Source organism: Veillonella parvula (assembly GCF_042850485.1).
Classification (GTDB): Bacteria; Bacillota; Negativicutes; order Veillonellales; family Veillonellaceae; genus Veillonella; species Veillonella parvula_Q.
Genome location: NZ_AP031417.1, coordinates 1003191 through 1023118 on the forward strand (window position 1 = coordinate 1003191; position 19928 = coordinate 1023118).

The following is a 19928-nucleotide window of genomic DNA, read 5'->3' on the forward strand; positions in this document are numbered from 1 at the left end:
ATATATGATAAAATTTTATGACCTTATAAAAAGTCCTCTACTAGTAAACAAGTAGAGGGCTTTTGTATTGATTTTTTAGTTGTGTATTTGGTAAAATAACATATATCCTTTGTGGGAGAACAAAGTTCTCCCTTTTTTTCATGAAAAGGAAGATAACTATGTCCAAATTAATTGTAAATGCAGACGATTTTGGCCTTCATAGTGCAGTTAATGCTGGTATTATTGATGGTCACCGTAGAGGTATTATTACCAGTACCTCTTTAATGGCAGGAGGAGAAGCTTTTACAGAAGCCGTAAGTATGGCAAAACAAAACCCTAAGTTGGGCATTGGTATTCATATTACCTTGGTGGGTGGGGTCAAACCAGTATGTGATCCATCAGAAGTTTCATCACTTCTCACACCAGAAGGTGTATTTCCAGAGAACTATGTAGAATTTATTAAACGTATTTACTCTGGCAAAATCAATTATAGTGAATTACGTAAAGAGATTCATGCACAAATAGCTCAAATAATGGATACCGGCTTAAGGGTAACTCATATTGATGGACATCAACATTTGCATGTGTTACCAACGGTATTGCCAATTGTGATTGAACAGGCAAAATCCTTTGGTATACATGCTATACGTATACCCGATGAGTCTACTGGTTTTATGAATTATATGTATTCCCCAATTCGATTTCTTGGTAAAGTTGGTTTATCAACGGTTGCGGCTAATGCGCGACCAATCATACGAAATAATTGTATGACTACAACCCAATATTTTTGGGGCATGGTAAATGGAGGTCATATAAATCAGAAATCTCTAATGGGTATCCTAAAAGCGGTAAATAAACATTCTGGTACACATGAATTGATGGTTCACCCAGGTAGTAATAGTAGTATTCTTAGTAAGCTTTATAATTGGGGTTATCATTGGGAAGATGAGTTGCATGCACTCTGTTCCAGTCATACGCGATTATATATAAGTCAACATGATATAGAGCTCATTAATTATGGAGACTTGGTATGAGTAAAATGATGAAGAGAGGCATCTTTATGTTTCTCTTGTTATTGGCTGTATCAATTGGTATTATTTACTATACTATTGATTTAGATGCATTGAAAGCCATATCATCTTTTAATAGTATTTCCTTATTATTAGCTTTAGTTGCTTTAGTAGCAGGTATGTATTTTGATGGATTACGACTTCAAAGGCTCGTAAAAATTGGTGGTTACAAGTTATCGATACGAGCAGTGCTACGAGTTATTTTTAGTAATTATTTTATGGCTATGTTGACACCTGGAGCTAGCGGTGGTGCTGTCGCGCAAGTACTGGTGTTGAGAAGTTATGGCGTACCTATATCTAAAGGTACACCGATTGTATTAATACGTACCGTATTTTCCATTATGTTTTTGGTCATTATGCTGCCATTAGTATTCTTACGAGATGCTATTGAAATTCCATATATCTCTCGTGATATGCTTTTGATTTTTGCCGTGCTTGCTGTTATAGCGACCTTAGTGGGAACTTATATATTACAGACTAAGTATATGCGTCAATTTGTCTATAATCTAGCACAACGATTTAAAGCACATAACACTAAAGATTGGCTTTCTAAATTAGAAACACTAAATCAAGGTCTTGGTTTACTTTATAAACAACCTGTCCAATCTTTAATAGTTTTTATTGAATCTGGTTTGAGTTTATTATGCTTATATTGTATTGCACCCGCCTTAATGTATGCTTTCACACCAGATATTCCTATTATCGATATTTTAGATCGCATGATTTTATTAAATCTTATTTTGTATTTTGCACCAACCCCAGGGGGAACAGGCATTGCAGAAGGTCTATTTGTAGTATTATTTAGTGCCTTTGTACCTAATGGAACAGTGGGAATCATCGCTGTAGGATGGCGTGTTGTGGCTGAGTATATGCCATTCTTCATCGGTATGTATGCAGTATTAACATTATATGGACGACAATTCGTTGCCCAAGAAACTTCAAGAGAACAATAAGGGAGTGTGCTCTATGTCTAAACCAAAAAAAGATAAATTTTATCTGGTTCAAGAAGATATTTTACCAGAGGCTATAAAAAAGACGATAAAAGTAAAAGAAATTCTAAAACTAGGTGAGGTTAAAACAATTAACGAAGCAGTTGAAAAAATGGATTTAAGTCGATCTGCGTATTATAAATACAAGGATTATGTTTTTCCATTTTTTGAAATTGCTCAAGGAAAAATTGTTAGTATTTATGTTTCTATGTCAAATGAATCTGGTATGTTATCAAGCGTTTTGAAAGCCATTGCTGAACGTAACGGTAGTATTTTAACGATTAATCAAGATATTCCATTACAAGGCATTGCGAATAGTAGCATTTCTTTTGAAACCAAGGATTTACAAGGTTCATTAGAAGATTTATTGCTAGATATTCGCTCTATGAAGGGTATTATCAAGGTAGAAATTTTAGGCCAAGCATAGGCTAATTAAGAGAGTAGGACGATTATGACCACTATAAAAATTGCTTTATTAGGTTTTGGTACTGTTGCACAAGGTACTTTTAACTTATTGCAAGACAATGCTGAATTAATTAAAAATCGTACAGGTGTCAATGTTGAAATTTCAAAAATTTATGTACGAAATCCAGAAAAATATAGTCATATTACATTACCAGAAACAGCTAAATATGTAACTGATATTGATGAAGTGTTAAAAGACGATTCCATCCAAATGGTAGTGGAATTGATGGGTGGTACAAGCTTTGCTAAGGATTGCGTAGAAGGAGCTTTAAAAGCTAAGAAGAATGTGGTAACTGCCAATAAAGACTTATTAGCAGAAGCTGGTCCATACTTATTAGACTTAGCGAGTAAAAATGGGGTAGATCTACGTTTTGAAGCATCTGTTCTAGGTGGTATTCCTATAATCCGCACATTATATGAATCGTTAGCCGGTAATCGTATTACTGAAATCATTGGTATTATGAATGGTACTACAAACTTTATTTTGACTAAAATGTCTGAAGAAGGTTTAAGCTACCAAGATGTATTAAAAGAAGCACAAGATTTAGGATATGCAGAGGCAGATCCTACAGCTGATGTAGAAGGCCTTGATGCAGCTCGTAAATTGGCAATCCTTGCATCTATTAGCTTTAACCGTCGTATTTTCTTTGAAGATGTAACTGTAGAAGGTATTACTTGTATTGATACTGAAGATATAAAATTTGGGAAAGAGTTTGGTTACAATATTAAATTATTAGGTATTGCTAAAGAAACTGCTCAAGGATTATCTTTAAATGTATATCCTGCATTTATTCCTACGACACATCCATTAGCATCTGTTCGAGGATCCTACAATGCAATTTATGTTAAGGGCAATGGTATCGATGATGTCATGCTATATGGTCGTGGTGCAGGTAGCTTACCGACAGGTAGTTCTGTAGTATCTGACATAATGGAAGTGGCAAAGAATGTCTCTTATAATGAAACAGGGCGCTTGAAACCGTTCTATTATGATCAAAAAGATATTTATTCTCCAGGTAAAATCCAATCTAGCTACTACTTGCGTTTAGCAGTGGATAATAAAACAGGTGTTCTAGCAAAAATCTCTGCAAAATTAGCAGAACAAAAAATTTCTGTTTTATCCATCGTTCAACGAAATATGGATCCAGAAACTGCAGTTCTTGCCATTGTTACATCTAAATGCCCAAGATCTTATATTTTAAATCTTATAGACTCTTTTAATAGCTTGCGCTCCGTTAAGGCTGTTAATAGTGTTATTCGTATTATGGAAGCTTAATTATGAATACTGTTCGTGTACAAGTACCTGCCACTAGTGCAAACTGTGGCCCAGGTTTTGATTGCTTAGGATTAGCACTAAATCTTTATAATATATTCAGCTTTACACCAGATGAAAATGCTACAGAATATACATATAGTTTTGAAGGTTTTGGTGCAGATATTTTACGCGCTGAAGATCCTAAAAAGAATCTAATTGGTTTCGCTATGGATCAAGTTTTTGCTACTGCTCAAGAACCAATTCGATATGGTCATATAACTTCTGAAACCTTGATTCCTCCCTCTCGTGGACTAGGTAGTAGTAGTACGGCTATAGTAGGGGGACTTTTACTGGCGAACGCATTAGTAAAGCATCCACTTTCAAAAGAAGAGTTACTGGTTATAGCAAATCGTATGGAAGGTCATCCAGATAATGTAGCGCCAGCTATTTACGGAAATTTATGTTGTGCTACAGGTTTAAAAAATAAGGTACTAAACACGGTCATTTCTATTCCTCCGGAGCTACATTTTGCTGTTGTAGTACCAGAAGTCATGGTATCTACTGAGTATGCTCGTTCTGTGCTACCAAATCATATTCCATTCAAAGAAGCTGTACAAAATGTAAGTCATGCTTCATTATTTGTAACAAGCTTAATTACGCATCAATTAAGTAATTTATCTGTTGCCTTAGATGACAACTTGCATGTACCTTATCGTAAGACATTGATTCCTCATTGTGATGAAGTTTTTGAAGCCGCAAAAGTTGCTGGAGCTTACGGTGCAACTATCAGTGGATCGGGTTCTACTCTAATTGCATATGTTGATAAAGCTCATGTACAAGAGGTAGCAAAGGCTATGGGGGCTGTATTCACAGCAAATGAGATTGAAAATAAAATATATTGCTTAGAAGCTGATACAACTGGAGCGTTAATTATATAGTTTATGGTATAATTATAGTGTTAGGCATAGTCCATAACAATAATTGGAGGAAACTATGAACAATATAAAAACAACACTTTTGTTAGCTACGCTAACGGCCATTTTAGTGGTTATTGGTGATATGATTGGCGGCAGAAGCGGTATGATTATGATGTTTGTCATATCCATGGGTATGAATTTTATGTCTTATTGGTACAGCGATAAAATCGTTTTAGCCCAATACAATGCTCAACCTGTTACTGCACAGTCTAATCCAAAACTATATGCAATGGTAGAGAAATTGACTAAAAATGGTAATTTACCAATGCCAAGGGTTTATATCATTCCCAGTGAAGTACCGAATGCATTTGCAACAGGTAGAAATCCTAGTCATGCAGCAGTTGCTGTTACAGAAGGTATCCAACGTCTATTAACTGATGAAGAATTAGAAGGTGTGCTTGCACATGAATTAACACATGTTAAGAATCGAGATACATTGATTAGTACAATTGCAGCTATGATGGCTGGTGCTATTTCTATGATAGCCAATATACTTCAATTCACTGCCATATTTGGGCGCTCTGATGATCGAGAAGGCACTAACCCTTTGGCGCTTCTTGGTACGATCATTATTGCACCTATCGCAGCTGGTCTTATTCAGATGAGTATTTCCCGTACTCGTGAGTTTTTAGCTGATGAGGGAGGCGGAGATATGTGTCGCAACCCATTAGCACTGGCTTCTGCACTTGCAAAAATTGACTACTACTCTAAACATGGTGCATTGCCTAATGCAAGTAATGCTACAGCCCATATGTTTATTATTAACCCTATGATGGGAATTGGTGAAAGCTTGAGCAATCTTTTTAGTACACATCCTCGCACGGAAGAACGTATTCAAAAGTTAAAGAAACAAGCTATGAATCCAAAGTATAAAGAAAAGGCAATATTATAATTAGTATCTACTGGAGGGTATCATGCAAGAAACATTAGTTTTAATTAAACCAGATGCAGTTAAACGTCAATTAAGTGGTGAAATCCTTAGCCGTTATGAACGTAAAGGCCTTGTTATTAAAGCATTAAAACTTTTACAAGTACCTCGTGAATTAGCGGAAGAACACTATGCAGAACATAAGGAAAAGCCATTCTTTGGTGAATTAGTTGATTTTATTACATCAGGCCCAGTTCTTGCTTTTGTGTTAGCTGGTGAGAACGCAATTGTATCCGTACGTGCTTTAAACGGAGCAACAAATCCTGTAGATGCTGCCCCTGGTAGTATTCGTGGTGACTATGCCCTAACAATGGATGCTAACGTAGTACATGCTTCTGATTCTCCAGAAGCTGCTGCTCGTGAAATTCATCTTTGGTTCCCTGAATACAAATAATCTCAAGGTTGGTATTATTTAGCTTTTATTTCTACATCCATGTATATCTATAGGAGGTAATCATATGGCAAGTAGTGTTTATACAAAAACAGGTGATGCTGGTACAACTGGTTTATACACGGGAGAACGTGTACAGAAATCATCTTTACGCGTAGAAGCTTATGGTACAATCGATGAATTACAAGCTTTTTTAGGATTGGCTCGCGCTTATGCTGAAAATCCACGTGTTGCTGCTGAATTATACGATATTGAGCGAAACTTATGGACATTAATGGCCGATATTGCAAGTTTAAATACTGCTCCGGTAATTACTGAGCAATATGTAAAGCATTTAGAAAAAGTTATTGATCGCTTTGATGCAAAGTTAGAACCTTTATCTAGTTTTGTCATTCCCGGTGAAAAACAATCTTCTGCTTATTTACATGTAGCTAGAACGATTACTCGACGTGCGGAACGCGCTTTATGGCGAGTATTAGACGCTGGTGAAAGTGTTCACGAATCTAATTTAAAATACTTAAATCGTCTATCCGACCTTTGCTTTATCTTGTGTCGTGTAGAGGAAGAACTTGGGGCTGAATAAACAAAAAAAGCTATGTATTTTACATAGCTTTTTGCTCGTTATAGACCTATTGTGAAATTGTTTGGTTTAAAACATCTTGAGGGCTAGGATAGTAAAAGAAGATATGAGGAATTTCATAACGGAATTTTTCTCTTAATAAATTGGCTAATGTTGTTTCAAAGTTTATAATTTTATCAGCGCCGAAATCAAAGTCTTCAACTAATACTAATAGTTGTGCTTCAACTTGCGGTGCGTTTTCAGGTAAAGCTTCTGGTGGTAGAGGAACATTCACTACTACTCGTGCAGTACCAATATATTTACCTTGTCCGTCATCGATGGCAACACGATATGTATTATCCCATAGCGTAGCCATCATTTTTAGTTTCATATTCATAATTTCCATAGTATCGCTCCTTTGTTATACTTATAATGATACTGAAATTATAAATTCTTGTATAGGTGCATTATGAAATCACAAATTATATTGTGTTCCGGTGGGGCACGCAGTGGAAAAAGTGAATTTGCTGAACGTTTAGCATTGGCTACAAAGGGGCCAAAAGCTTATGTAGCTACGGGCCAAGCTTTTGATGAGGAAATGGTGGATCGCATCAAAAAACATCAAGAGCGACGAGGAAAAATATGGAATAATTTTGAAGTACCTTTACATTTAGCTGATGAATGGGAAAATATCAGTCAATCAGCAGATGTAATTCTTATAGATTGTTTAACCATGTTCACTACCAATCACATGATGGCTTATGGCTCCATTCGTGGTCAAGAAGATGCTAATAGATTAGAACAGACAATACTTTCAGAATTAGACACTTTATTAGACTCGATACAATCATGTGAAGGTAAAACAGTTATATTTGTGACCAATGAAATTGGGTTAGGTATTGTGCCGGATAATAAACTGGCTAGATATTTTAGAGATATTGCTGGTCGTGTGAATCGAGCAGTAGCTTCTGTTGCAGATAAACTCTATTTAACAATTAGTGGTGTTACCATTGAATTGAAATCACAGGAGGTTCATATAAATGGCTAAGAAAATCATGTTTCAAGGAACGAGTTCTAATGTAGGTAAAAGTATTCTTTGTACTGCATTATGCCGTATTTTTTATAGAAAAGGTTTTAAGACCGTTCCTTTTAAAGCACAAAATATGGCCCTCAATTCTTATGTGACAAAATGGGGCGATGAAATTGGCCGTGCTCAAGTCGCTCAAGCCGAAGCCGCTGGTATTGATCCAATTGTTCAAATGAATCCTGTGTTATTAAAACCTACAGGAAATCAATCGTCTCAAGTTGTATTGATGGGGAAACCTGTTGGCGTATATAGTGCCAAAGAATATCATACAAAATATTCACTAACCGCTTTAGATAAGGTTAAAGAATCTATTGATTTCTTAGACTCAAATTTTGATATGATGGTTATCGAAGGTGCCGGTAGTCCTGCAGAAGTTAACTTAAAAGCAAATGATATTGTAAATATGCGTATTGCCAAGATGACTCAAGCTCCAGTTTTTCTCATTGCAGATATTGACCGAGGTGGTGCTATTGCGTCCATTGTTGGTACCTTAGAATTATTAGAACCAGAAGAACGCGATCTTATTAAAGGTATCGTTATCAATAAATTCCGTGGTGATATCAAACTATTAGAACCAGCTCTTACATTTATTGAAGAAAAAACAGGTAAAAAAGTGGTAGGTGTTATTCCTGCCATTGAGAACCTCGATATTGATGAAGAAGATTCTGTTGCATTAGAGAACAAACGCAATAGTGGTACTAAAGATATTCAGGTCGTAGTTATGCAAACACCTAAAATCTCTAATTTTACAGACTTTGATGCACTTAATTATGAGCCAGATGTATCTGTCCGTTTTGTAGGCCCTGGAGATGTTATCGGTACGCCAGATTTAATTATATTACCTGGTTCTAAAAATACATTGGCTGACTTAACATATTTACGTGATACAGGCTTTGCTGATGAAATCAAAAAATTGGCTGCTCAAGGTACACCTGTTATCGGTGTTTGTGGCGGTAACCAAATGTTAGGTAAAACTATTTATGATCCGCATCATATGGAAGGTGATATCGAGGAAATTGAAGGACTTGGCCTTGTTGAATCCTCCACGACTATGAAGGCTCAAAAAACTACCCATCAAGTACAATTCAATGTATCTAATTTACAGTTTTTAAATGGTACTTTCAGGGGTGAAAAATTAGTAGGCTATGAAATTCATATGGGGGATACTACGCCACTAGCAGATTCGGTGTCTCGTTGCTTTACAATTACAAGTCGCAGTGAAGAGGCTGTCAATGTTATTGATGGTTTTATTGATGGTAATCATCAAGTAATGGGTACATATATTCACGGTGTATTTGATAATGACGAGTTTAGACGTTTTATTATCAATCAATTACGTGAACGCAAGGGATTACAACCATTAGATGTAGTATTCCATTATTTTGACCATAAAAATGCGGCATATAATCGCTTAGCTGATATTGTGGAGGAACATCTAGATATGGATTATATTATGTCTACCTTGGGATAGTAGAGGAGATATATGGAACATTTAGCAATTTTTCACTGGTTTTCAAAGTATAACTTTGTGTGCATACCAGTTTTAGCATTTTTATTGGATTTAATTATTGGAGATCCCAATAGTAAATATCATCCAGTGGCCATTATTGGACGTATAATATCTTTTTTTGAAGCCGTTCTTTATAAAGACACTGATAATGATACGAAGAAATTGTGGTACGGTGGTATTGCAGTAGGTTTAATTCTTATATCGGTATATATCATAGTATCTTTATTGTTATGGCTAGGTGGAGTAGTAGACGAATGGGTATACTATGCTTTCGAAGTAGTGATCCTCTACATTGCCATTTCTCCACGTTCATTGGCTGGCGCAGGTTTTACCATTAGTCAGTTAATAAAACAAGGTAATATTGTAGATGCTCGCAAACGTTTATCATGGATTGTGGGACGAGATACGGAAGACTTAGATGAAAGCGAAATCACTCGGGCTACAGTAGAAACGATTGCGGAAAATACGGTAGATGGTATTATTGCACCTTTTTTCTTTTTTATTATCGGTGGCCCTATGGGGGCTATTCTTTATAGAACTGCTAATACTATGGATTCTATGTTAGGCTATAAGAATCAAAAGTACTTGTACTTTGGTCGCGTAGCTGCACGCTTTGATGACATATTAAATTGGATTCCTGCCCGAATTACCTTTGTATTATTTGTAATTTCTGCATTCTTTTTACGCTTTGATGCTAAAAAGGCAATAGAAATCGGTTTACGTGATGCAAAAAAACATCCTAGTCCTAATGGGGGGTATGCAGAAGCACCTGTGGCAGGGGCCTTACATATCCGTTTAGGTGGTTACAATCAGTATTTCAAAAAAATGACCTTCCGTGAATATATGGGCGATCCTATTGAAAAGCTAAACCGTAACCATATTACTCGAACAATTTATATGATGTATGTTACGACTATACTAATGGTTATCATTAGTACAGTCATTACCTATGGGATGAATGTATAATGACACCTTTTTTTATAGCACTACAATTTTTAACGCGTTTAAAAATTGTAAATCAAACTGAATGGTCTGTAGAGGACTTTGGTAAATCTGTTGTAGCCTTTCCTTATGTGGGCCTTATTATTGGTCTCATATTAGCTATATTATATGGCGTATTATCGCCATTTATTCCGATTATGCCATTGATGTTAATTATCGTTGTGGCTGAGTTTTTAATAACTGGTGGCCTTCATGCTGATGGTTTGATGGATACAAGCGATGGTTTGTTTTCCGGCCGTGAAAGAGAACGTAAACTAGAAATCATGAAAGATAGTCGTATAGGCTCCTTTGGAGTTGTTGCTTTTGTATTTGTTACACTTTTGAAATGGCAATTATTAGCTTCGATTCCATCGGCTGAATTTATACCTATGGCACTCATTATGATGCCTTTAATGAGCCGTTGGTCTATGGTTTTTAGTATTCGATCCTATCCATATGCTAGAGAACAGGGGATGGGGGCAGCATTTGCTAATTTAGCACCTAAACATGTTATTACTTATAACACCATATCTACGTTCTTTATGCCTATTCTATTACTATTAATCGGTTTAGTATTATATACACTTTTATATGGTGCTTATGCAATTTTTTCAGCACCTGATGTAGGGTATTTAGTAGGATTAGGTGTGTTAGTATATGCTACTATAGGTATTTTCCAAATCAATATTGTTAGCATGATTATTACGTATATTATTAACCGATTATTAAACCGCTATATTGTAAAAGCGTTAGGTGGCACTACTGGTGATACATATGGATTTGTTGTGGAAGTAACTGAAGTATTATTGATATTGGTATATAGCATAATTGTATCTATACTATCAGCTACGGTAGTTAATAATCCAACTATGTTCTAACTCTAAATTTTTGATTTTCAAAGTTTTAATATTTTTAGAACGTATACTTTATTTGATGTGAAAGGAGTTTAATGTGACCTATTATGTAAGAGCCCCAGGTACATGTGGGGAATTTCTACAAGGTTCTATTGATGGTCAGTCATTTTTAGTGACATGTCCAATTAATCGATACTCCTATGCATTGAGTAATGTAATACAACCTTTTTCTAAAGAATTTTGTGCACTTCAACCAAAGTCTGCACAAGCTCGTAAATTAGTACAAGAGTTGGTCCAACAAAAAAATAAAAATCAAATTTGCCCGCCTGTGTATGTAAGATCTGATATTCTACAAGGAAAAGGCATGGCTTCAAGTTCGGCAGATATTTCTGTAACAGCTATGGCTACAGCTTTGGCCATGGACTATGATTTATCATTAAAAGAACTTGAGCAAATTTGTCTATCTGTAGAGCCTACAGATGCCTCTTTTTATCAAGGTGTAACTCAGTTTGATTATATTAAAGGGACTATCTCTAAGCCATTAGGTATGTGCCCACCTTTAAAAATCCTCGTTTTTGACGAAGGCGGTAGCATTGATACAGTTAGCTTTAATAAACAAGCAGATTTACAAAATAAAATTTTAGAAAAAGAATCTATTATACAAGAATCCTTTGATTTGTTTAAACAGGGGCTTACAACGCATGATATAAAGCTTATTGGCCAAGCTGCTACATTGAGTGCCTTTGGCAATCAGCGTATTTTATATAAACCTAATTTATATGACTTTCACGATGTAGGTAATTCTTATAATAGTGTAGGAACAATCATCGCTCATAGCGGAACCATTATGGGACTATTATTCCCCGTTGATTATGGTCGTATTAATGATTGTAAGAATGAGATTTTGCGTAAGTTGCCACAATTATCCTATGTAGATACGGTTGAAACTACGAATGAAGGATTAACTTATATCAAACGATAAAGTATTTCATAGAAAGAGAATAGTATGTCTAAAATACATGGGGGCAATATCTTTCAGTTTGCCCATGAACAACGAATTGAACCATATGAGGTTATTGACTTTAGTGCTAATATCAATCCACTAGGCCCTAGCCAACGTGGCTTATCTGCATTAGAACCTCAATTGCGATATATATCACATTATCCGGATGCTACAAATGATGATATATTAAATGCCATTGCTGATATCTATGGTATGAATAAAAATCAAATTGTAGTTGGCAATGGAGCGGCAGAGCTATTATATGCAATTTGTCGGTTACCTGGCTATACGGGCGCTTTTGTTCCCGCACCAGGTTTTTCTGAATATAAAGCGGCTTTAGAAGCAAGTAGAATTCCAGTACGCGATATTTATTATAGACCACGGGAAGATGAACATGGAAAACCTTATTTTGAGGTTCCTTATTTAGCATTAGAAACTTTTGCAGCCGAGTTAAAAGGGCAAGATGGTCGTATTATTGTATTTCTAGGTAATCCCAATAATCCAGATGGTACGTTACTTGATAAGAACCATATTCGTACTATTGCAAGCATGCTGAAAGATGCTAATAGTTTACTTGTTATAGATGAGTCCTTTATCGATTTTGTTGGTAACGACACATTACAAGATAATGAATACTCCATGCGCTCCCTAGTTAACGAGTTTGATAATATTATCGTGGTTCATTCTTTTACAAAATTCTATGCCGTGCCAGGGCTACGAATTGGTGCTGCTTTCAGCAATCCTCTTATCATTGAGCAACTAAATAGTTTTATTCCAACTTGGTCTGTTAACACATTAGCTCAATCCTATACAGAGGCGGCTTTGAATGATGTAGAGTATGTGAAACGAACAAAACAAGTATTACATGAAGAGCAACTTTTTATGTATAACTCATTAGATACTATAAATGGTATTACTGTATATCCGCCTTCAGCTAATTTTATATTGTTCCACATTGAACAAGAAGGAATAACAGCAGAGTCGATTAATGAAGCGCTTAAAAAATATAATATGATTGTTCGCAACTGTGATTCTTATATGGGATTAAATAATCAATGGGTTCGCGTTGCAATAAAAGATCATGATACTAATGTTAAGTTAGTAGAAAAATTAACAGATATTTTGAAAGTATAGGAAGACTATGAAAACATTGTATATTGTGCGCCATGGTGAAACTGATTGGAACAAAATGGGAAAATACCAAGGCATCACAGATGTTCCACTTAATGAAAATGGTTTAAATCAAGCAAAGGCATGTGGTCAGGCTCTTAAAGATGTTAAATTTGATCGCATATTATCTAGTGATTTGAGTCGTGCTTTAGTTACAGCTGAAGTCATTCGCGGTGAACGTACTACTCCTATTACGGTAGATAAACGCTTACGAGAACTTAATTTTGGTGATTGGGAAGCTATGTTATTTTCAGATATCGAAGATCGTTGGCCTGGTTTGATAGATGAAATGTATTTGCGACCACATCTAGTTAAGGTTCCTAATGGTGAAAGCTTTAAGAATTTACAAGACCGTGCATGGGCAGGTCTAGAGGAATTCATCAATGTTAATAATGAGGAGGAAACACTTCTCATTGCTTGTCATGGTGGAACTATACGAACATTATTGTGTAAATTATTAGATATTTCCATTAGTCATTGTTGGAATTTTAGTCAAGGTAATACAGCAATAAATCGTATATTCTATAATGGCATGGGAGAATTTGATCATAATATTTTAAACTTGCTCAATGATACAGCACACGTAGATGTATTACAAGGTCATGCATAATGCGACTAGATAAATTATTAGCCAATAAAGCTTATGGTAGTCGAAAAGAAGTCCATCAAATCATAAAAGATAGAAGGGTTACCATCAATGGTAGTATAACAGCGAAAAAAGATACTCATATTGATATTGATGTTGATATAGTTGCTGTTGATGGTAAGATTGTTAGTACTACTCAACTATATTATGTAAAATTTCATAAGCCAAAGGGCTATGTTACCGCCGTAGAAGATTCTAGTCACCCTGTTGTTATGGATTTACTCCCTCCAGAATTCATAAAAATGGGAGTAGTTCCAGTAGGCAGATTAGATAAGGATACAGAAGGACTTTTACTATTAACTAATGATGGTGTGTGGGGACATTCTATCATCAATGGTAATAAACATGTGCCTAAGGTTTATTACGTAGAATTTGAAGGAACGCTATCTGATGAAGGTATACAACGTATTAAAGAGGGAATTCTTCTTGGAGATGGTACGCAATGTAAACCGGCAGAAATTGAATTTGTATCGTTACATTCAGTACATGTAACAATTGAAGAAGGTAAGTATCATCAAGTTAAGCGCATGATTGGTGCTGCAGGTGGTACTGTAACATATTTGAAACGTCTTACGATTGGTCATATTGATTTAAGTGGCATTGAAGAGGTTGGTTCTGCAATGGAATTGACCGTTGAACAGATAGAGGGCTTTAAAAAATAGCATAAAATTCTATTCAATATAGGTATTTTATGGTAAGATTAATTGTACTTTATAGACTAGGAGCAAGATTATGAATGGATTAAATCTGCTACAACAGTATATTAAAGAGCAAGAATTAACAGGCGTCATTTTAATAAGCCCTATAAATCTACATTATTTTGCAGGCTTTACTGGTACTACAGGCTTTGCTATCATTACTCAAGATAAAGCCTTTATGATTACTGATTTCAGATATACTGAACAAGCAACAAAACAATGTGAAGGGTACACAGTTATTCAATATGAAACAACTGTTATGGATACTCTTGTAGATATATTCAATGAACATCATATTCACGAAGGTTTATTCGGTATAGAAGGCAAACAAATGCCTGTGGATACGTATGAAACTTTATGTGATACATTAGATGAACGCTTTAATTTTACATCTATCAATTTTGCAAAACTACGTGCGGTTAAGCGTGAAGACGAATTAGACTTATTGCGTAAAGCCGCTAAAATTGGTGATGATGCTTTTGCTGCCTTGCTACCACAACTAAAGGTAGAGATGACAGAAAACGAAGCGCGCATTATATTAGAATCAGAAATGTTAAAACGTGGATCAGAGGAACCTTCCTTTGCAACCATTGTTGCTTCTGGTAATCGTTCTAGTATGCCTCATGGTGTAGCCAGTGATAAGGTCATTGAAGCAGGTGATTTTGTTACCTTTGACTTTGGTGCAGTATATAAGGGTTATCATTCTGATATGACTAGAACTATTGTAATGGGGCCTGCCTCTGAATTACAAAAGAAGCTGTATGGTATAGTTTTAGAAGCACAAAAACGTGGCGTAGCTGCAGTTCGGGCTGGTATTACTGGTAAAGAACTTGATGCAGTTTGTCGTGATTATATTAAAGAACATGGATATACCAAGGAATTTAATCATGGTACTGGACATGGCGTAGGTCTTGAGATTCACGAAGAACCAGTAGCCAATACTAAATCCGATACGGTATTTACAGAAAATATGATCATTACGGTAGAACCTGGCATTTATATAACAGGTACTATCGGATTGAGAATAGAGGATAGTGTCATCGTCAAATCTGACGGCTATGAGGTGTTGACACATAGTCCAAAAGAGTTAATTGAAATAGGTATTTAGAAGGAGAAGAGTTAGATGATTTCCAGTAATGATTTTCGTCCAGGTGTAACCGTTGAAATTGACGGTAATGTATGGCAAGTAGTTGATTTCCAACACGTTAAACCAGGTAAAGGTGCTGCATTCGTACGTACTAAAATGAAAAACTTGCAAACTGGTTCTGTAGTTGAGCGTACATTTAATGCAGGTGAAAAAGTGCCTAAAGCACATGTTGATCGTCGTCGTATGCAATACTTATATGAATCTGATGGCTCTTATACATTCATGGATAACGAAACTTATGATCAAGTTGAACTTACCCTTGAACAATTAGGTGATGCTAAAAACTTCCTTCTTGAAAATATGGAAGTATCCATCATGTTCTTCCAAGGTATCGTAATCGGTATTGATTTACCTGTAGCTGTTGAACTTCGCGTAGTTGAAACAGATCCTGGTATCCGTGGCGATACTGCAACTGGTGGTAATAAACCAGCCGTATTAGAAACAGGCTACACTGTAAAAGTACCTCTCTTCATTGAAGTAGATGATGTACTTCGTATTGATACTCGTACAGGACAATACATCGAACGTGCCTAATACTCATTGATATGTATTGGGGCAAGATCTTTTCAAGGAATCTTATTCCCCATATATCGTAACATTTGCACTGTAAGCACTTGTCGTCTATGTAATTATATATAGGGACAGGTGCTTTTTTTGAAAGAGGCCAGTATGACCAAGAAAAATACTGAACTAGAGTCGGGTAAGATTAAGATTAACGATGATGTATATGCTACAATTGTAACAATGACAGCGCTTGACACAAAGGGAATTCATCATATGAGTTCCACCTTTAATGATGGCGTTAACACTTTTTTTAGACGTAAATCCGATCATGAAGGTGTTAAGATATCCTTTAACGATGAAGGAGCAATATCAGTTACACTATATGTGTGCATTCAGTATGGATATCGTATTCCTGATGTTGTTTTACGTCTACAAGAGCGCATTAAAACTGCTTTAGTCTCTTATACAGAAATTGAGGTTCAAACTATTGATGTAGTTGTACAAGACATTATTTTTGATGATTTAGTAACACCTCAACAGCCATAGGAGGTATCTCTATGAGTTCAGATAATCAATTAAATTATGGTTTAGACACGGATACCATTGATATTGCAGATTCTGTCATCATTGATGTAGCAACAAAAACTTTAGGAACCATTCCTGGTATTCATTCTTTAAGCCCACGCTTTTACGATGAGTTGGTAGAGGGTATTACCCATGCTTTTGGTCAGCGTAGCTTACCTGGTATCAATGTAAAGCATCGTAAAGGTTTTATTGAAATTAATATTTATATTAAAGCATTGTATGGATATAATCTCATTGAATTATCGAAACAATTGCAATTAGAAATCAAACAAACCTTAAAAAATATGCTAGATCTTGATCATATTAAGGTTGATGTGCATATTGAAGGTATTGTAAAAGAAAAGGAGCCAGTTTTACATGGTAACTAAGCGAAATCGGCGAGAGGCTCGTCAATACGCATTCCAAATGTTATATGCCAATGAATTTCATACTGATCAAAATGATGTTCAATTTCCCGAAGGAAACATTCATAAAGCAATGGATAAGGCATATGCAAATAGTATTATAGAGGGTGTACTATCAAATGTTGAAGCAATTGATGCTACATTACAGCCATTCTGTAAATCTCGTAAAGTAGCAAATTTAGATAAGGTGGATCGTTCTATCTTACGTATTGCAGTTTGGGAAATGAACAATAAAGTGGAACCTTTAGAGCCATCTATTGCTATTAATGAAGCCATTCAATTAGCTAAAGAGTTTGGCTCTGATGCATCTTATAAATTAATTAATGCAATCTTAGACGCATATAATAAGAGTAAATAATGAAACGATATTACTTAGGCATTGATACGAGTTGTTACACCACAAGTTGTGCCATTGTAGATAGCGACTTTCACATAGTAGGGGAAGCACGTAAAATCTTAGAGGTAAAACTGGGTGAGCGAGGACTACAACAATCAAATATGGTCTTTCAGCATACAAAGGCGTTGCCTAAGTTAATGTCAGAGTTGCCTCAGGTACCAATTAGCGGCATAGGTGTTAGTGGCTTTCCGCGCCGTGAAGAACGCTCTTATATGCCTGCCTTTATGGTCGGGTTAGGACAGGGGCAAACCTTGAGTCATCTTATGAATGTGCCTTTACATATTTTTGCACATCAAGAGAATCATATATTAGCTGCTTTGAGGGATTTAAAAAATATTCCTAATGACCCATTTTTGGCATTACATCTATCAGGTGGCACGACAGAACTATTATATTGCCATTATCAAGGAAACGGTATTTTTGAATCTCATATCGTTGGTGGTTCTAGAGATTTACAAGGGGGACAATATGTTGATCGCATAGGTGTCGCGTTGGGCTTACCATTTCCTGCAGGTAAACATTTAGAGGCATTAGCATTACAAACTACAGAATATGAACCATTGCCATCATCTGTAAAAGACGGATGGATTAGCTTTGCCGGTCCTTGTAGTGCTGCTATGCGGCGTATAAATAACGCTATGAGTGATATAGATAAATCTAAGTTAGCTAGAGCTGTTTTTACTTCCATTGGAAATGCTCTAGAAAAAATGATTACTTATCATACTAAAGAGAAACCTGTACGTGCACTCATTGCTGTAGGTGGTGTGATGAGTAATAGTTTACTTCGTAAGCGGATGGAAACCTATTGTAAACGAAATCATCTCCAATTACATGTGGCGCAACCACAATTCTCTGTTGATAATGCCACAGGTAATGCTTTTGGTGCTGCTTATTTACAAGAATCTAGAGGATAATCGTGAATGTATTAACCATTACACAATTAAACAATCTCATAAAACGTACCTTAGATCGTGAATATCTATTAAAGAATGTATATGTAAGTGGTACCATTATTAATGCAAAACGTCATAGCAGTGGTCATATGTATTTTTCTTTAAAAGATGAGGAATCTGCTATTGATGTGACAATGTGGTCTAGTACCGTCATGCAAAAGGGACTAGCTAATGCCATTCAAAATGGTTTATTAGTAACTGTAAAAGCATCTGTTAACTTTTACAATAAAATGGGCCGTTTAAATCTCATTGCATCAGATATGCAAATAGGTGCTAAAAGTCCGTTACAGCTCGAATTTGACGCTCTAAAACGAGAGTTAACTGCTTTGGGGTACTTTGATGATAGCCATAAAGTAGGTTTACCCTATATGGCGAGTTGCATTGGTATTGTTACATCCCAATCTGGTGCTGTATTACATGATATTCTACATGTTAGTAAACAACGCAATCCACTAGTTCAATTTAAATTGTTTTCCGTTCCTGTACAAGGTAGTACCGCAGGCCCAATTATAGCAAAAGGAATTGCTACGGCAGATGCTGATCCAGATATTGATGTCATCATCGTTGGTCGTGGTGGTGGATCTATGGAGGACTTGTGGTGTTTCAATGATAGAGCTGTTGTAGAGGCAATTTATAATGCTCATACACCGATTATTTCGGCGGTAGGTCATGAAACAGATTACACCTTATGTGATTATGTAGCTGATGTACGTGGTGCTACGCCTAGCCATGCTGCAGAAATGGCAGTACTTCCAATTACTATATTACAAGATCAGTTGACAGAAAAAGAAGAGTATTTACACGAATATATACGCTATACACTACAACAAAAACGTACAGATTTAACATTGCTCTTTAATCGAAAACTTGGCATTCCAGCTCTGCAATTTTTACATAAGCAAAAATCACACTTACAAGAGCTTTCTCAAACTCTAACTAATGCAACTAAAGAACGATGTAATGCAGAGAGACATAGCTTAGCATTATTGGCACAACAGTTAGAGTCACTAAATCCATTACAAATGATGATTAAAGGTTTTGCAAAGGTTGAGCATGATAACAAACCTATTACTTCGGTTGCCCAATTACAACCAAATGACGATATACGAGTTACACTAGCTGATGGTTATATTACTGCTACGGTAAAGGAGGCGCACAAGGATGGCCGCATCACTAAAAAGTTATGAGAAAAAATATAAGGCCTTAGAAGATATTGTTAAGCAATTAGATGATGGGGATATGACCATTTCTGAGCTTTTATCACAATATAAAAAGGGCTTAACTTTGGTAAAAGAATGTGCTGAAATGCTCGATTCTGTTGAAAATGAAGTACAACAAATTATCGAAGAAGTCCGCATCAGCGAATAAGGAGATTC

General features: G+C 35.9%; 25 protein-coding genes. 24 read left to right on the forward strand and 1 reads right to left on the reverse strand.

What is annotated here, in order from left to right:
* Nucleotides 1–158 precede the first annotated feature (158 nt).
* The 8 genes from ACGHIY_RS04450 (at nt 159) to ACGHIY_RS04485 (ending at nt 6637) form a co-directional block, all read left to right on the forward strand.
* The gene (locus ACGHIY_RS04450) at nt 159–1013 is read left to right on the forward strand and encodes a ChbG/HpnK family deacetylase (RefSeq protein ID WP_120054764.1); all 855 of its coding nucleotides are present in this window, start codon (nt 159–161) and stop codon (nt 1011–1013) included.
* Nucleotides 1010–2002: a lysylphosphatidylglycerol synthase transmembrane domain-containing protein gene (locus tag ACGHIY_RS04455; RefSeq protein WP_120054765.1), complete on the forward strand. Its 993-nt coding sequence runs from the start codon at nt 1010–1012 to the stop codon at nt 2000–2002. Before ACGHIY_RS04450 ends, ACGHIY_RS04455 begins: the two co-directional genes overlap by 4 nt.
* Before the next feature lie 13 nt (nt 2003–2015).
* A complete protein-coding gene (locus ACGHIY_RS04460) occupies nt 2016–2465 on the forward strand; it encodes an ACT domain-containing protein (protein ID WP_004695770.1) in 450 nt (149 codons plus the stop codon).
* Nucleotides 2466–2489: 24 nt separating this feature from the next.
* Entirely contained in the window at nt 2490–3779 is a 1290-nt protein-coding gene (locus ACGHIY_RS04465; protein ID WP_004695772.1) for a homoserine dehydrogenase, read from the forward strand.
* Nucleotides 3780–3781: 2 nt separating this feature from the next.
* Nucleotides 3782–4696: a homoserine kinase gene (thrB, locus tag ACGHIY_RS04470; RefSeq protein WP_390525751.1), complete on the forward strand. Its 915-nt coding sequence runs from the start codon at nt 3782–3784 to the stop codon at nt 4694–4696.
* A gap of 55 nt (nt 4697–4751) precedes the next feature.
* Complete coding sequence (gene htpX, locus ACGHIY_RS04475) at nt 4752–5627, forward strand: zinc metalloprotease HtpX (protein WP_105086512.1); 876 nt, start codon at nt 4752–4754, stop codon at nt 5625–5627.
* A gap of 22 nt (nt 5628–5649) precedes the next feature.
* Nucleotides 5650–6057: a nucleoside-diphosphate kinase gene (gene ndk, locus ACGHIY_RS04480; RefSeq protein WP_004695778.1), complete on the forward strand. Its 408-nt coding sequence runs from the start codon at nt 5650–5652 to the stop codon at nt 6055–6057.
* 64 nt (nt 6058–6121) lie between these two features.
* Nucleotides 6122–6637: a cob(I)yrinic acid a,c-diamide adenosyltransferase gene (locus ACGHIY_RS04485; RefSeq protein ID WP_004695779.1), complete on the forward strand. Its 516-nt coding sequence runs from the start codon at nt 6122–6124 to the stop codon at nt 6635–6637.
* A 46-nt stretch (nt 6638–6683) separates the two neighbouring features.
* Here the strand turns inward: ACGHIY_RS04485 and ACGHIY_RS04490 are convergent, their stop codons facing one another.
* On the reverse strand, nt 6684–7019 hold the full coding sequence (locus ACGHIY_RS04490) for a hypothetical protein (protein WP_004695781.1): 336 nt from the start codon (nt 7017–7019) through the stop codon (nt 6684–6686).
* A gap of 63 nt (nt 7020–7082) precedes the next feature.
* On the opposite strand from ACGHIY_RS04490, the gene cobU reads away from it, so the two are divergent.
* The 16 genes from cobU (at nt 7083) to xseB (ending at nt 19920) form a co-directional block, all read left to right on the forward strand.
* Nucleotides 7083–7661: a bifunctional adenosylcobinamide kinase/adenosylcobinamide-phosphate guanylyltransferase gene (gene cobU, locus ACGHIY_RS04495; protein ID WP_004695782.1), complete on the forward strand. Its 579-nt coding sequence runs from the start codon at nt 7083–7085 to the stop codon at nt 7659–7661.
* Nucleotides 7654–9171, forward strand: a complete 1518-nt coding sequence (locus ACGHIY_RS04500) for a cobyric acid synthase (RefSeq protein WP_004697395.1) — start codon at nt 7654–7656, stop codon at nt 9169–9171. The genes cobU and ACGHIY_RS04500 overlap by 8 nt, the downstream gene beginning before the upstream one ends.
* 12 nt (nt 9172–9183) lie before the next feature.
* Nucleotides 9184–10176 carry an adenosylcobinamide-phosphate synthase CbiB gene (gene cbiB, locus ACGHIY_RS04505; protein WP_004695785.1) on the forward strand — a complete coding sequence of 331 codons (993 nt, stop codon included), beginning with the start codon at nt 9184–9186 and terminating at the stop codon, nt 10174–10176.
* Nucleotides 10176–11069: an adenosylcobinamide-GDP ribazoletransferase gene (gene cobS, locus ACGHIY_RS04510; RefSeq protein ID WP_195394796.1), complete on the forward strand. Its 894-nt coding sequence runs from the start codon at nt 10176–10178 to the stop codon at nt 11067–11069. Before cbiB ends, cobS begins: the two co-directional genes overlap by 1 nt.
* A gap of 73 nt (nt 11070–11142) precedes the next feature.
* Entirely contained in the window at nt 11143–12027 is an 885-nt protein-coding gene (locus ACGHIY_RS04515; RefSeq protein WP_008713891.1) for a GHMP kinase, read from the forward strand.
* Between the two features lie 24 nt (nt 12028–12051).
* On the forward strand, nt 12052–13182 hold the full coding sequence (locus tag ACGHIY_RS04520) for a histidinol-phosphate transaminase (protein ID WP_008713893.1): 1131 nt from the start codon (nt 12052–12054) through the stop codon (nt 13180–13182).
* 7 nt (nt 13183–13189) lie between these two features.
* The gene (gene cobC, locus ACGHIY_RS04525) at nt 13190–13828 is read left to right on the forward strand and encodes an alpha-ribazole phosphatase (RefSeq protein WP_004697091.1); all 639 of its coding nucleotides are present in this window, start codon (nt 13190–13192) and stop codon (nt 13826–13828) included.
* On the forward strand, nt 13828–14526 hold the full coding sequence (locus ACGHIY_RS04530) for a pseudouridine synthase (RefSeq protein ID WP_390525752.1): 699 nt from the start codon (nt 13828–13830) through the stop codon (nt 14524–14526). Before cobC ends, ACGHIY_RS04530 begins: the two co-directional genes overlap by 1 nt.
* 70 nt (nt 14527–14596) lie before the next feature.
* On the forward strand, nt 14597–15670 hold the full coding sequence (locus ACGHIY_RS04535; RefSeq protein WP_008713897.1) for a Xaa-Pro peptidase family protein: 1074 nt from the start codon (nt 14597–14599) through the stop codon (nt 15668–15670).
* Nucleotides 15671–15685: 15 nt separating this feature from the next.
* Entirely contained in the window at nt 15686–16243 is a 558-nt protein-coding gene (gene efp / locus ACGHIY_RS04540) for an elongation factor P (protein WP_004695799.1), read from the forward strand.
* Nucleotides 16244–16378: 135 nt separating this feature from the next.
* The gene (locus ACGHIY_RS04545; RefSeq protein WP_004695801.1) at nt 16379–16759 is read left to right on the forward strand and encodes an Asp23/Gls24 family envelope stress response protein; all 381 of its coding nucleotides are present in this window, start codon (nt 16379–16381) and stop codon (nt 16757–16759) included.
* An 11-nt stretch (nt 16760–16770) separates the two neighbouring features.
* Entirely contained in the window at nt 16771–17166 is a 396-nt protein-coding gene (locus ACGHIY_RS04550; protein ID WP_004695803.1) for an Asp23/Gls24 family envelope stress response protein, read from the forward strand.
* A complete protein-coding gene (gene nusB / locus ACGHIY_RS04555; RefSeq protein ID WP_008713900.1) occupies nt 17156–17560 on the forward strand; it encodes a transcription antitermination factor NusB in 405 nt (134 codons plus the stop codon). The genes ACGHIY_RS04550 and nusB overlap by 11 nt, the downstream gene beginning before the upstream one ends.
* On the forward strand, nt 17560–18513 hold the full coding sequence (locus tag ACGHIY_RS04560) for a metallohydrolase (RefSeq protein WP_008713902.1): 954 nt from the start codon (nt 17560–17562) through the stop codon (nt 18511–18513). Before nusB ends, ACGHIY_RS04560 begins: the two co-directional genes overlap by 1 nt.
* Nucleotides 18514–18515: 2 nt before the next feature.
* Nucleotides 18516–19739: an exodeoxyribonuclease VII large subunit gene (xseA, locus tag ACGHIY_RS04565; RefSeq protein ID WP_008713905.1), complete on the forward strand. Its 1224-nt coding sequence runs from the start codon at nt 18516–18518 to the stop codon at nt 19737–19739.
* Nucleotides 19714–19920 (forward strand): exodeoxyribonuclease VII small subunit, encoded by a 207-nt coding sequence (gene xseB / locus ACGHIY_RS04570; RefSeq protein ID WP_008713906.1) that lies wholly within the window; start codon nt 19714–19716, stop codon nt 19918–19920. Before xseA ends, xseB begins: the two co-directional genes overlap by 26 nt.
* Nucleotides 19921–19928 lie beyond the last annotated feature (8 nt).